This window comes from Pseudomonas sp. GW822-FHT02G04, assembly GCF_058802085.1.
The window spans coordinates 345,771-359,709 of record NZ_JBXANU010000002.1 but is presented as its reverse complement, the minus strand read 5'-3'; the positions used below and the strand labels follow the sequence as shown (position 1 = coordinate 359,709).

At 61.1% G+C, this 13,939-nt stretch carries 10 protein-coding genes and 1 pseudogene; 4 read left to right on the top strand and 7 right to left on the bottom strand.

The annotated features are described in order from the left end of the window. Positions 1-58 precede the first annotated feature (58 nt). Complete coding sequence (gene glsB, locus AC1RO5_RS04170; RefSeq protein WP_493172994.1) at positions 59-967, bottom strand: glutaminase B; 909 nt, start codon at positions 965-967, stop codon at positions 59-61. A gap of 228 nt (positions 968-1,195) precedes the next feature. On the opposite strand from glsB, the gene AC1RO5_RS04165 reads away from it, so the two are divergent. The 3 genes from AC1RO5_RS04165 (at position 1,196) to AC1RO5_RS04155 (ending at position 3,279) form a co-directional block, all read left to right on the top strand. Beyond that, positions 1,196-1,825 carry a ferric reductase-like transmembrane domain-containing protein gene (locus tag AC1RO5_RS04165; protein ID WP_493172992.1) on the top strand — a complete coding sequence of 210 codons (630 nt, stop codon included), beginning with the start codon at positions 1,196-1,198 and terminating at the stop codon, positions 1,823-1,825. Between the two features lie 191 nt (positions 1,826-2,016). Next, positions 2,017-2,532: an HvfX family Cu-binding RiPP maturation protein gene (locus AC1RO5_RS04160; protein WP_493172990.1), complete on the top strand. Its 516-nt coding sequence runs from the start codon at positions 2,017-2,019 to the stop codon at positions 2,530-2,532. Positions 2,533-2,580: 48 nt separating this feature from the next. Further along, positions 2,581-3,279 (top strand): dienelactone hydrolase family protein, encoded by a 699-nt coding sequence (locus AC1RO5_RS04155; protein WP_493172988.1) that lies wholly within the window; start codon positions 2,581-2,583, stop codon positions 3,277-3,279. A 52-nt stretch (positions 3,280-3,331) separates the two neighbouring features. Here AC1RO5_RS04155 and AC1RO5_RS04150 read toward each other — a convergent pair whose 3' ends face one another. The 5 genes and pseudogenes from AC1RO5_RS04150 to AC1RO5_RS04130 all read right to left on the bottom strand — a co-directional run bounded on the left by AC1RO5_RS04150 (position 3,332) and on the right by AC1RO5_RS04130 (position 9,765). Next, entirely contained in the window at positions 3,332-3,694 is a 363-nt protein-coding gene (locus AC1RO5_RS04150) for a copper-binding protein (RefSeq protein ID WP_493172986.1), read from the bottom strand. Beyond that, a complete protein-coding gene (locus AC1RO5_RS04145; RefSeq protein WP_493172984.1) occupies positions 3,691-6,849 on the bottom strand; it encodes an efflux RND transporter permease subunit in 3,159 nt (1,052 codons plus the stop codon). Before AC1RO5_RS04145 ends, AC1RO5_RS04150 begins: the two co-directional genes overlap by 4 nt. Before the next feature lie 11 nt (positions 6,850-6,860). Then, a pseudogene (locus tag AC1RO5_RS04140) lies at positions 6,861-8,075 on the bottom strand (efflux RND transporter periplasmic adaptor subunit); the annotation flags it as partial. Further along, positions 8,072-9,328, bottom strand: a complete 1,257-nt coding sequence (locus AC1RO5_RS04135) for a TolC family protein (RefSeq protein ID WP_413696461.1) — start codon at positions 9,326-9,328, stop codon at positions 8,072-8,074. The gene AC1RO5_RS04135 and the pseudogene AC1RO5_RS04140, both read right to left, overlap by 4 nt. A 95-nt stretch (positions 9,329-9,423) precedes the next feature. Further along, positions 9,424-9,765: a hypothetical protein gene (locus tag AC1RO5_RS04130; RefSeq protein ID WP_493172982.1), complete on the bottom strand. Its 342-nt coding sequence runs from the start codon at positions 9,763-9,765 to the stop codon at positions 9,424-9,426. Positions 9,766-9,935: 170 nt separating this feature from the next. Here AC1RO5_RS04130 and AC1RO5_RS04125 point away from each other — a divergent pair, with 170 nt between their 5' ends. Continuing rightward, positions 9,936-11,126 (top strand): MFS transporter, encoded by a 1,191-nt coding sequence (locus AC1RO5_RS04125; RefSeq protein ID WP_493172980.1) that lies wholly within the window; start codon positions 9,936-9,938, stop codon positions 11,124-11,126. Here AC1RO5_RS04125 and metC read toward each other — a convergent pair. Beyond that, positions 11,123-13,882 carry a cystathionine beta-lyase gene (metC, locus tag AC1RO5_RS04120; protein ID WP_493172978.1) on the bottom strand — a complete coding sequence of 920 codons (2,760 nt, stop codon included), beginning with the start codon at positions 13,880-13,882 and terminating at the stop codon, positions 11,123-11,125. The two genes, AC1RO5_RS04125 and metC, sit on opposite strands and share 4 nt — an antisense overlap. Between the last annotated feature and the right edge of the window lie 57 nt (positions 13,883-13,939).

Sequence of the window (13,939 nt, the reverse complement as noted above, 5' to 3'; positions counted from 1 at the left end):
TCGGAAAATGTATAGCAAATTTTCCGTAGCGTCATTATCGCCCCCCGCCTACACCGCTCTAGAACACCGACCAGCCGATTCGCTGACTCAACAACTCCAGCGCCGCCATGCCAGCGAGCGAGTTGCCGGCAGCGTTCAATTCCGGGGACCAGACGCACACCGTGAATTGCCCCGGCACCACCGCGACAATGCCTCCGCCCACGCCGCTCTTGCCCGGCAGACCGACACGATAGGCAAAGTTGCCCGCTTCGTCGTACAGCCCGCTGGTGGCCATGATCGAGTTGACTTGTTGGGTCTGGCGGGCGCTGAGGATCTGTGTGCCGCTGTGTTTGCAGAAACCGTCGTTGGCCAGGAAGCCGAACGCTCGGGCCAGGTCCACGCAACTCATGCGCAGCGCGCAATGGCTGAAGTAGCTACGCAGCACCGCTTCGACGTCGTTATGAAAGTTGCCGAACGACTGCATCAGGTAAGCCATGGCCGCGTTGCGCGCGCGGTGCTGGTATTCCGACTCGGCGACCTTGCCGTCCACCATGATGTTCGGGTTGCCGGACAAGCGCCGGACAAAATCGCGCATCGACAATGCCGGCGCAGCAAAGCGCGATTGATTGATGTCGCAGATCACCAGCGCACCGGCGTTGATGAAGGGATTGCGTGGGCGGCCGCGCTCGAACTCCAGCTGCACCAGCGAGTTGAACGGCTGGCCTGACGGCTCGTGGCCCAGGCGTTCCCAAATCGCTTCGCCGGAGTGTTCGATGGCCTGCACCAGGCTGAACACCTTGGAAATACTCTGCACCGAGAACGGCGTGTCGGCGTCCCCCGCGCAAAACAACTCGCCGTCATTGCCATACACGGCAATGCCCAATTGATTGCCCGGTACCGTGCCGAGGGCGGGAATGTAGTCAGCCACTTTGCCCTGACCGATCAACGGTCGGACTGCGTCAAGGATCTCGTTCAACAGCGCTTGCATGCCGGGTTCCGAAGTCTCGCCCCATGGGATTGCGGGGACACTGTCGCTAGACGCCGCTGGGCGGCGCTGAATCACAGTTTTGTACGCGAATGTATCTGTCGCGGTCCGGGATACACCAACTTGCACCGGGCGGCCTTTCAGACATATCGCCAATACAGCTGATTGCAACACTTCTGTCGTCCGCTGACCACCGGCAAACCGGGTCGGCCCTTGCTCAGGAGTGTTGTCATGATGACCCAAGTCCCCCGTTACCATGGCTGGTCGCTGTTTGGCCTGCTGGCCATGCTGGTGCTGTTGATGACCGGCCTGATTCTGCTGCTCAACCCCGATCTGGTGGAAGCCACCCGCAGCGCCATTCGCGCCACCGCACGCACTTCGTTTGCGCTGTTTCTCGCCGCGTTCACTGCATCTGCCTTGGCGGTGCTGGTGCCCTCGCCTTTCAGCCGCTCGCTGGTGCGCGAACGACGTTTCATCGGCCTGGCGTTCGCGTTTTCCCATCTGGTCCACGCCGTTCTGATCTACAGCTACGGCCAATTGAACCCCGAGTTCTGGCCCGGGCGCACCACGGTTGGCAATATTCCGGGTTCGGTCGGTTACCTGTTCATTCTGTTGATGGCGTTGACCTCATTCAAAACCACGGCGCGCCTGATCGGCCCCAAAGCCTGGAAAACCCTGCACACCAGCGGCATGTGGGTGATCGCGGCGGTGTTCGCCTTTTCCAACTTCAAACGCATACCCCTCAGCGCCTGGTACGTCCTGCCGTTTGGCGTGATGTTTTCGGCGATTGTCGTTCGGCTGCTGGGAAAGATTGCGCAGAAGTACAAACGGTCCGCCAGAAACACGCTATTGACCGAATAAAACCTCAACACCACCACCAATCCCCCGTGGGATCGGGCTTTTGTGGCGAGGGGGCTTGCCCCCGTTTGAGTGCGTAGCACTCACAGGATCTTTGGTACATCCGAGATTTGGGGGCTGCTTCGCAACCCAACGGGGGCAAGCCCCCTCGCCACAGTCCGCTCCCACAATGAATCCCTCGGAGCTCAAACCCCATGAACACTTCCCTTTCATCAGCCATCCAAGGCCTGCACCTGAACCTCGACCGCGTCGGCAGCTGGATCGCGCCCCTCACCCTGCGGCTGTTTCTGGCCTGGGAGTTTTTCGAGTCAGGCCTGGAAAAATGGAACGGCCAGAACTGGTTCGCCGACATCCAGGACCGCTTCCCGTTTCCCTTCAACCACGTTCCCGCCTCGCTGAACTGGGAACTGGCGATGTGGGCCGAGCTGATCTGTGCCCTCACCCTGCTGGCAGGCCTCGGGACACGGCTCTCGGCGATTATTCTGGTAGTGGTCACGGTCGTCGCGACCGCTGCCGTCCACTGGCCGGCCGATTGGTCTACATTGAGTGAACTTGCCCAGGGTTATGCCATCAGCAACAAGGGCCACGGCAACTTCAAACTGCCGTTGATCTACCTCGTAGCCCTCATGCCGTTGTTGTTCTCGGGGGCCGGCAAACTCAGCATGGACGCGTTGTTGGTTCGACTCTTCTGGCGGCGCAATCACCGCTGATACGCCAGCGTCTCGATACCCCCATCCAACTTGTGTAAAGGAGCCATCATGAGCGTAACCAGCCAATGGATCGAAATCAGCAGCCCCGAAGGCACCTTCGGCGCTTACCTGGCCATTCCCCATACCCGTAAAGGGCCGGGGATCGTGCTGATTCAGGAAATCTTCGGCGTCAACGAACATATCCGCTCGGTCGCCGAACAATACGCCGCCGACGGCTACCTGGTCATCGCGCCGGATCTGTTCTGGCGCCACGGCCACCGTATCGAACTGGGCTACGACGAAGCCGGCTGGAAACGCGCTGTCGAATTGATGATCGCCACCGACACCACCAAGGCCCAGGCAGACATCAAACTGGCCATCGACACCCTGAAGACGCATACGGGGCTGGACGGCAGGATCGCCTCCATTGGTTTCTGCTTCGGTGGCATGCTGTCGTACAACACCGCGGCCAACGGTTTCGTCGACGTGGCGATCGCCTATTACGGCGGCGGCATTCAGAACCAGCTGGATCGGGCCGGTGAAATCAAGGTGCCGCTGCTGATGCACTTCGGCGAACAGGACAGCCACATCCCCATCGATGCCGTGAAGCAAATCGCCGAGCGTTTCGAGTTCAACGACGACGTCGATATCGAGGTGTATCCGGGGGCCGAGCATGGCTTCAACTGCTCGCACCGTGACAGCTACAACCAGCGGGCGGCGGTCGAGGCGCATGGCAATACGTTGCTCTTTCTCAGCCAGAACCTTTGAACCAGAGGGCCCGGCGGCCGAATCGCATTCGTACCGCCGGGAGCGCTGAGCGCTATTTCACGATTTCAATCGACGTGATCGTAGCGGTCGCGCCTTCAAGCTGAAATTCGAAGTTCACTTGATCCCCGACCTTCACCGAGGCCAGTTGCTCCTCTGTGGCCCGAAACCCCATGGTCATCGGCGGCCATTGCACTGCCGGCACAGCACCATGAGCAATGGTCAGCGTGTGTTTCGTATTGTCGATGGCTTTGACCGTTCCCGTCGCTTTAGCCACTGGCGCCTGCGCTGCCTGCTGCTTCGTCGGTGTGCCGTCCATGTTCATATCGTCCATGTTCATACCCGGCATCTGCGCTGCATGGGCAGGAAAAGCAAGCGCGACCAAGGTGCTTGCCGTTGCGATCAGAGTCAGTTTCATTGGATTTTTCCTTGAGTGTGGTTGGGTTCAAGCTGGAGCTGACGGCGGCGCATCAAGCGATACGCTGCCGGGATGACAAACAGAGAAAGCAGGGGCGCGGTGATCATTCCGCCGACCATCGGCGCGGCGATGCGGCTCATGACTTCACTGCCGGTGCCGCCGCCCAGCAGGATCGGTAACAGACCGGCAATGATCACCGCCACCGTCATGGCCTTGGGTCGGACGCGTTGCACCGCCCCCTCACGAATCGCGGCGACCAGCCCGCGCTCAGTGCAATCGCCAGCGTCTTCACGCTCGGCCCAGGCGTTCTTCAGATAAAGCAGCATGATCACGCCAAACTCGGCAGACACACCGGCCAGCGCAATGAAGCCGACCCCCGTGGCCACCGACAGATTGAAACCGAGCCAATAGAGAAACCACGCCCCGCCCGCAAGGGCAAAAGGCAGTGTTGCCATAATCAGCAAGGCTTCATCGAAACGCGCGAACGTCAGGTAAAGCAGCACAAAAATGATCAGCAGCGTGGCCGGCACTACCAGCTTGAGTCGCGCGTTGGCCCGTTCGAGGAACTCGAACTGCCCGGAATAGCTAAGGCTCATGCCGGGCTGCAATTTGACCTGCTCATTGACCACCCGACGCAGGTCGGCGACCACTGAGGCGATGTCCCGCCCACGCACGTCGATATACACCCAGCCGGAAGGTCGGGCGTTTTCACTCTTGAGCATCGGTGGCCCGTCGGTCACCTTGACCTTGGCCACCGTGCCGAGGGTGATCTGGCTTCCCAGCGGCGTGTAGATCGGCAGTTGTTCCAGAGCACCGAGGGAATCACGCCACTCGCGGGGATAACGCACATTGATCGGAAAGCGCGCGCGCCCCTCGATGGTTTCGCCAACGTTTTCACCGCCAATGGCACCGGCCACGATCGATTGCACATCGGCAATATTGAGTCCATAACGAGCGGCAGCCTTACGGTCAATGTCCACATCGATATAGCGCCCACCGGTCAAACGTTCGGCCAGCGCGGAACTGACGCCCGGTACGCCCTTGGCAGCGCGCTCGACACCCTGTGTGGCCATGTCGATTTGTGCCAGATCGCTACCGGAAACCTTGATCCCGATCGGGCTTTTGATACCGGTGGCGAGCATATCGATACGGTTGCGGATCGGCGGAATCCAGATATTGGTCAGCCCCGGGACACGGACCACTCGATCAAGTTCTTCCACCAGTTTTTCCTGGGTCATTCCTGGGCGCCATTGTTCATGTGGCTTGAACTGGATAGTGGTTTCAAACATCTCCAGCGGTGCCGGGTCGGTGGCGGTTTCGGCACGACCGGCCTTGCCGAAAACGTGTTCGACTTCCGGCACGGTTTTGATCAGCCGGTCCGTCTGTTGCAGCAACTGCGCCGCTTTCTGTGCAGACAATCCCGGCAGCGCCGAGGGCATGTACAGCAGATCACCTTCATCCAGCGGCGGCAGGAACTCGCCCCCTAAGCGAGACATCGGCCACAACGCGCTGACAAAGATCAGCAACGCAGCCAACAGGGTGATTTTCGGTCGGCGCAGCACAGCGTCCAGCAACGGTTGATAGAGCCTGATCAACCAGCGATTCAGCGGGTTCTGTCGTTCGTCAGGGATCCGCCCGCGAATCCAGTAGCCCATCAACACCGGCACCAGAGTCACCGACAGCCCTGCCGCGGCGGCCATGGCGTAGGTTTTGGTGAACGCCAGGGGCCCGAACAAACGCCCTTCCTGAGCCTCCAGAGTAAACACCGGAATAAACGACAGCGTGATGATCAACAGACAAAAGAACAGCGCCGGCCCTACCTCCACCGCCGCGTCGATCATCACTTGCCAGTGACGCTCACCTTTGAGTTCTTCCGACGGATGAGTGACGTGCCAGGCCTCGATCTTCTTGTGGGCGTTCTCGATCATCACCACAGCGGCATCGACCATCGCACCGATGGCAATCGCGATCCCGCCCAGGGACATGATGTTGGCGTTTATTCCTTGATGACGCATGACGATAAAAGCAATCAGCACCCCAATCGGCAACGAGATGATTGCCACCAGCGCCGAGCGTAGATGCCACAAGAAAATCCCGCAGACCAGCGCGACGACGATGAACTCCTCGATCAACTTGTGGGTGAGGTTCTCCACGGCTCGATCGATCAACTTGCTGCGGTCGTAGGTGGTGACAATCTCCACACCGGTCGGCAAGCTGCGTTTCAATTCATCAAGCTTCGTTTTAACCGCCGCAATGGTTTCGCGGGCATTCTTGCCACTGCGCAAAATAACCACGCCGCCCACGGTCTCGCCTTTGCCGTCGAGTTCAGTGATACCACGACGCATCTCCGGCCCCAGTTGAATCGTCGCCACATCGCCGAGGGTGACGGGCACGCTGCCCACGCCGAGCTTGAGGGGGATGGCACGAAAGTCATCGAGGGTCTTCAGATAGCCCGAAGCGCGCACGATAAACTCGGTTTCAGCCATCTCCAGCACAGCTCCGCCGGTTTCCTGATTGGCCTTGCCGATCGCCTCGGTGACCTGGGCCTGTGTGATCCCCAGGCTGGCCATTCTCAGCGGATCGAGCTGAACCTGATATTGCTTGACCATCCCGCCCACGGTGGCCACTTCGGCAACGTTGGGCAGCGTCTTGAGTTCGAACTTGAGGAACCAGTCTTGCAGGGCGCGCAGTTGCGCGAGGTCATGCCCGCCGCTGCGATCCACCAGGGCGTACTGATAGATCCAGCCAACCCCAGTGGCATCCGGCCCCAATGCCGGTTTGGCGCTGGCCGGCAGGCGACTCTGGACCTGGCTCAGGTACTCCAGCACCCGCGAGCGCGCCCAATACATATCGGTTCCATCCTCGAACAACACGTAGACAAAGCTGTCACCGAAAAAGGAATAGCCGCGAACGGTCTTCGCACCGGGTACCGACAACATGGTGGTTGCCAGGGGATAGGTCACCTGGTTCTCGACAATCTGCGGCGCCTGGCCTGCATAGGGTGTACGGATGATCACTTGAACATCGGAGAGATCCGGCAGTGCATCGATAGGGGTACTTTGGACTGACCAGACGCCCCAGGCCGTGACAAACAAGGTCGCCAGCAGCACCAGGAAACGATTGGCCACGGACCAGCGAATCAGCGCGGCAATCATGGCTGGGCTCCGGTTTGTTCCAGGGGTTGAACAGTCAGCCCTTTGAGACTGGCTTCCGAGTCGAGCAAGAACTGACCTGAACTCACCACCTGCTGCCCCTCCTCCAGACCGTTCAGAACCGCCGTTTGCCCATCGTTTTCCTGGCCTGCCCGCACCTCTACCGGGCGATAGCGACCACCGTCTTCGGCAAGCATTACCAACACGCGCCGGCCAGTGCGAATCAATGCCTCGCTAGGCACCCACAGCACGCTTTGCTCAGTCGACCGGTTCAATCGCACCTGCACCGTGAGGCCGGGGCGCAAGCGGCCGTCAGGATTGGGCAATTCAACCCGCACGCTGACGGTTCGGCTGTCCGGGCTGGTTTGCGGCAGGATCGCACTGACCGTACCGTGAAGGATTGCGTCCGGGAACGTCGCCAGCCTGGCCTCTACCGTCTGGCCGACCTCGACTCCCCCGGCTGCCGACTCCGGCACGGCCACCGCCAGCCACACACGATCAAGGCCGTTGACCCTGGCCAGCGTCTCGCCGACAGCCAGGGTCATGCCGGCACGTACGTTCAACTCCTGCAACACGCCGGCAGTGGGAGTGGTGATGGTCTGGTTTGCCTGCACCTTGCCGCTGCGCTCAACCTGAGCGATCAACGCCGCCGGCATTCCGGTCAGACGCAGGCGTTGACGGGCCGCCGCCAACAGGCCGGCATCGCCCACGTTTTTGAGTGCCAGGAACTCTTCCTGGGCCGCGGCCCATTCAGGCACCAAAATGTCCGCCAATGGCGCACCGGCCTTGAGTACATCGCCCGGCGCACGGGCATACACCCGTTCGACAAAACCCGGCGTGCGTGCCTGGATCACCGCGACATCCCGTTCGTTGTAGGTCAGCACGCCTGCCGCTTCGAGGCTGGAAGCCTGAACGCCACGGGTCACGGTAGCCAGACGAACGCCCAGGTTCTGCGTCACGCTCGCGTCGACCTGCACGGCGGCGGTGTCCTGGGCAGCGTCGGCGTAGCGCGGCACCAGTTCCATCTCCATGAAAGGCGACTTGCCGGGCTTGTCGAACTTTTGCTGCGGATACATCGGGTCGTACCAGTACAAGGCCTTGCGCTCGTCCTGGGTCATGGTGCCTTGAACGACGGGCTCAGCTGTATGGGCAAGCCAGTAACCGCAGACACCGCCCAGCGCCATTGCGCCACCGACCCACAGAACACCTTTGAAGCGCTGAATGCTCATTGACCCGCCTCCCCATACGCGAAATACAGCCGAGCACTGGTCAGCGCTTTCTGTTCGTTGACATCGATCTGTTTCAGGCGGGCGTCGATCAATTCACGCCGGGCGGCGACGACGGCCGACAAATCAGCTTTACCCGCTCGGTAACTGGCCATGAGCAACTCGACCTTTTCTTTGGCCAGCGGCAACAGGCTCTCCTGATAACGCCGCACAGCACGGTCGAGCCGTTGATAGTCGGCCAATTGTTCTTCCAGTTGCTGGGTGTGCTCACGGGTCAGGGCTTCGCGTTCGGCCTCCAGTTGATTCAGCTCAGCACGCTTTGCCGCGATCTTCGGGTTCTGCCGGGTGTCGGGGAACAGCGGCAGATCGAAGGTGAATTGCACGCTGACCATGTCGCCAAATTCCCGACCGCGCCGCTGATAATCGACCTCCCAACTCCAGTCTGACCGTTTGTCAGCCTCGGCCTCACGAACTTTGGCCTGCGCCTCACGGGTCATTGGCGCAAACGCCGCCAATGAGGGGTGATGCTCAAGCTTGTGGACGTAACCCGACGTATCGATGGGCCATTGCGGCCAGTTTCCGACCGGTTGTTCGTTGGCGGCAGAACCAATCCAGCGCTTGAGTGCCGCGCGGGCTTGCGCGCGCTGAAGCAGTAATTGGTCTTGTTGCTCTTCCAGTTGCGCCGCTTCCTGCTTCGGTGTCACCGCATCGGCAGGCTGAGCCCGACCGCTGGCGATCTGTGCACGAACGGTGTCGGCCAACAACCGATTCTCGCGGTAAAACGCCTGGAACAGAGTCTGTTTCAGCTCCACCGAATAGCTGCCGATCCAGGCCAGCGCCGTGGCCTGCCGTACATTCAGGCGTTCGACACGCCCTTGCGCAGCGGCCAGTTCAACCGCGGCCTCGGCAACTTCAGTGCGCGCCCGACGCTTGTCACCATTGGGCATTTCCTGCATCACACCGACCGTTTGCATGGTCATGAAATCGTGATCCAGCGTCCCGCGATCGGGACCGCCCACCGGAAAATTCTGTACCCCCAGCACCAGCTTGGGGTCGGGCAACTCGCCGGCAGGAATGGCAGCGCTTCTGGCCGCCTGGAGTTTTTCGGCCTGGGCTGTGAGGGACGGCGCGTTGTCGTCAGCCAGCCGCAGGGCTTCGTCGAGAGTCAATGGGGCAGCAGCGCACGGCAAGGCCAGCACGCTTGCCGCCAGGGCAGCCGCCAGCGGCCACCCTGTGCGAAAGCACATGGAGTTCATGTTCACAATTCCTGTGATGATCCACTGCGCGCTTTCAAAGGCGCACAGCAACGCCATCCCGCGAAGGCGGAACGGGGCTCAGCGTGGAACAGGAATCAGGCGCGAGGGGGTCGCCATACCCCGGACGGGGTCTGGACAGGCAGTGCGTCTACAAAAAACGTGGTAACGACGGGGTTGAACAAGGTGACTGGAGGTTTAGCGATGCTGACTTGCAGCATGCCACCGGTCTTGCACTCCTGACCGGGCTTACAGGCTTTGCCGTGCTCGGACGGGGTGCTCATGTCCTGGCAGCAGTCTTTGTCCATGTCGCCCATCATCGTCATGCCCGTGGTTTTCATCGGGCAAGGTTCCGTGGGCGCCTGAATGCCCGCCATTCCACTCAGCGGAAGCGCAAAGCACATCAGGAAAATGAGACAACACCGCAAATAACGTTTCATGGACCGGAGTCTAGCCAGAGGAATCGTTGCTTACAATGACAGCTGGGTGAAAAACATATCGCACGGTGCAAGCTCGGCCTCGTGATACATCGACAGACTTTTGGCCCACAATCAAACACACGCAGGCTGCGCCAACCCACCAACGCCCGGTGTTCAGATGAGGACTCGATGTGAACAAAAACCTCGCCAACGCCCAATCCACGCCACTGCGCATCCCACGAACAGTCTGGGCCCTGGGCTTTGTCAGCCTGTTCATGGACCTGTCTTCCGAGCTGGTGCACAGCCTGCTGCCGGTGTTTCTGGTCACCACCCTGGGTGCCAGCGCCTTGACCGTCGGGGTAATCGAGGGCATCGCCGAGGCGACCGCGATGCTGGTCAAGATATTCTCCGGCGCCATCAGCGATTTTATCGGCCGGCGTAAAGGCCTGCTGTTGATGGGCTACGGTCTGGCGGCGTTGTCGAAACCGCTCTTCCCTCTCGCGCAGTCGGTAGAACTGGTGTTCACCGCGCGTTTTCTGGATCGCATCGGTAAAGGCATTCGTGGCGCGCCGCGCGATGCGCTGGTCGCCGATGTCGCCCCCGCCGAAATCCGTGGCGCCTGCTTCGGCTTGCGCCAGTCGATGGACACCGTGGGGGCGATTCTGGGTCCGGTTCTGGCGATCGTGCTGATGCTCTGGCTCGGGCAGATCCATCTGGTGTTGTGGTTTGCGGTAATCCCGGCGGTGATATCGGTGGCGCTGATTGCCGGTGGAGTAAAAGAACCGACCGCTGTCGCTGGCGAACGCGCCTTTCGTTCACCCATCCACTGGAAGGTGCTGCGGGAGTTTTCCCGTGGCTATTGGTGGGTGGTGATTGTCGGCGGGCTCTTCACGCTGGCCCGTTTCAGCGAGGCCTTTCTGGTCTTGAAAGCGCAGCAGGCCGGCCTGACGGCCACTTGGGTACCAATGGTGATGGTGGTCATGGCACTGTTCTATACGATTTCCGCCTACCCGGCCGGCTGGCTGTCCGACCGGATCAGCCGCACCAAACTGCTGTGTGTCGGCATGGGGTTGCTGATCCTGGCGGACCTGCTGCTGGCGCAAACGGGCTCGATCATGACAATGCTGGCGGGCGTGGCCTTGTGGGGCCTGCACATGGGTTTCAGCCAGGGCATTCTCGCGACGCTGATCGCCGACACCGCGCCCGAACATCTCAGGGGCACGGCATTCGGCCTGTTCAATCTGATCAGCGGCGTGTGCCTGTTGATCGCCAGCGTACTGGCCGGTGCACTGTGGGAAACCTCGGGTTCCGCCAGCACCTTCATTGCCGGGGCGGTGCTGGCGGCTGCGGCGCTGTTGTTGCTTCTTTTACGCAAACCCTAGTCCACAGCAGCTGCGAACCCGCGTTGCAAATCCTCGATCAACGCGTCGACATCTTCCAGGCCAATGTGCAACCGCAGCACCGGGTTCAACGCGCGATCTGCCGCACTGTTGCGATCCTGGGTGTCGGCGACGGTGATCAGGCTTTCATAGCCGCCCCAGGACGCGCCCAGACCAAACACCTGCAACGCATCGATGAAGCGCTCTACGTACGTGGCGTCGGCATCGCGCAGTTCGAAGGACAGCAGTCCGTTGCTGCCCGTGAAGTCTCGCCGCCACAGTGCATGATGGGGATGATCGGTCAGCGCCGGATGGAAAACCCGTTTCACCTGCGGTTGCGCCTGTAGCCAATGAGCGATTTCCAGGGCCTGGCGTTCGTGCACCTCCAGGCGTGGCGCCAGGGTTCGGGCGCCGCGCAGCACCAGCCAGGCGTCGTCGGGGCTGACGGCGATGCCAAAGGTGTCGCTCATGGACGCCAGCGGCTGCCAGACTTCTTGCCGGGTACAGACGCTGCCCATGACCACATCGCTGTGGCCGCACAGGTACTTGGTCAACGCCATGATCGAGATATCCGCGCCCAGCGTCAGCGGCCGGTACAAGTAGCCCGAGCCCGAGGTGTTATCGACGGCCAGCAGGATGCCGCGCGGTTTGCACAGTGCGGCGATGGCCGGCAGGTCGCAGAGTTCATACAGCAGCGAGCCGGGCACTTCGGTGTAGACCATTTTGGTGTTGGCTTGCAGTTGCGCTTGCAGGCCGTTGCCGTCAGGCGCGAAGTAGCTGACCTGGATACCGAACGGCTCAAGCAGTTCGCGGGCCAGACGCCGCACGGGCGCATACACCGCGTCGGTGATCAGCACATGATCGCCGGGCCGCAGGTAGGCCAGGAACGTCTGCGCGACCGCCGCCAGTCCGGTGCCGAACAGTCGGGTGCGGTAACCGCCCTCCAGTTCCGTCACCAGATCTTCCAAGGCAAAAGCCGTCGGATTACCCCGGGCGCCATAGCTCAGCACCCGCTCCCGGTCACGGCGAGCACGGGCATCGCGCATTTGCGCCAGGTTGTCGAACAGCACTGTGCTCAGGCGAGTGACCGGCACGTTGACACCCCGGCTGCCACTGCCCTTTTCGGTACGCGCCGCCTGCACCAGACGGGTACGCACCCGCGCATCACGAGTCGCTTGAGACGGCGCGCGCAGCGGTTTGAGGCTGGCGATTTCGTCTGCGCTCATTTGCGCCAACAGGCCGATTTCCCAGGCCAGGTACTGACGCGCCGCGTCCTTGTTGCCGGCGTGGCGATCATGGGTAAAGAACAGAAAATCGATGCACTGGTGATCGGACGGCGTGTTGGCATCCTCTTGCAGCACAAACCCCGCCGTACGCCAGGCGTCGACACCACCGTCCAACAGCCGGGTTTGTGCACGCTGAACATCGGGCAATTCCAGCGCCGCGAACGCTGCCAGCTGCGGGTCATCGGCCAGCAACACCAGAGGTCGCTGTTCACCGGCCACTTCATTTGCCAGCAACGAACGGATCGACCAGCGCGAACCGGCGATATGACCTTTGCGGAAGGTCATGCTCGGGCGCAGGTCAATCAATGCTACCGCGTCATCCTTCAACTCATCGGCCAAGGCTTGTGCCGTGATGACCGACAACGCTTCGTGTGCGGGCGTCTCATGCGTCGGCAACGCCAGACCGCTGCTCAGCCCTCCCTCCAGCACATAGGCTTCATGCCCCAGCTGCCGAAGCCAACTGGCAACGATCGGTGCCCGTATACCATCGCTGTCGATCAGCACCAACCGCGCCTGACGCACGCCGATGTACAGGTCGGTAGACTGAATCAATTGCCCACCCGGCGTGTGTTGCGCACCCGACAGACTGCCGGCGACAAACTCCTCGGCAGTGCGCACATCGCACAGAAACAAACTGCGTGCGGCCTCCCCTGCCCACTGCTCGACCTGCGCCGCCGCAACGGTTTTTACCCCGGCCCGTGCGGCCAGTTGTGCCGCGGCGAGGCGTTGTTGCGGTAAGGTCTTCGATGACACCTCATCGGCATAGCGGCGGGTGCTGCCATGCTCCAGCTGAAAATCTTCCAGGTACCAGCCCTGCGTACCGTTTTCCAAGGCGTAGACCGGGTTCTTCAACCCCAGATTGATCAAGGTCTGGGCGCCGATAATGCTGCGGGTTCGACCGGCGCAATTGACCACGATCGGCGTGCTGTCGTCCGGCACCAGATCCTGTATGCGATAGCCCAGTTCGCCATTCGGGCAGCAGACAGAACCGGGGATGGTCATCTTGCGGTATTCGTCGAACGGCCGACCGTCCAGCACCACCAGCGGCTCGCCCCGGGCTTGCCATTCGGCTAACTGCCTGGCGGTGACATGCGGCGTATCACTTGCCTCTTCCACCAACTCGCCAAAGGCTTTGGACGGCACATGTACACCCGCGAACAGTTGCAGGCCTGCCGCCTGCCAGGCATCGGCACCGCCGTCGAGAATATGCACGCGGCTGTACCCCAGCGCCTGCAAACGCCGAGCAGAACGCGCCGCGATGTCCCCGCCGTTCTGGTCATAGATCACCAGCCGCACTTGAGGGTTCGGCGCCAGGCGTCGGACCTCAAGTTCCAGGCGACTGTAGGGCAGGTTCACCCCGTGAAACAGGTGAGCCTCGCCATATTGGCCATGCTCACGCATATCAAACAGGGCAATTTCCTGCCCGTCGAACAGCCATTGTTGCAGTTGCCCTGGGGTTACGGTCTGGCTCATGAGAGTCCCGTGTGAAAAATAAAAAATGAATATTGTTGAAGGGCCTGCGACCAAATC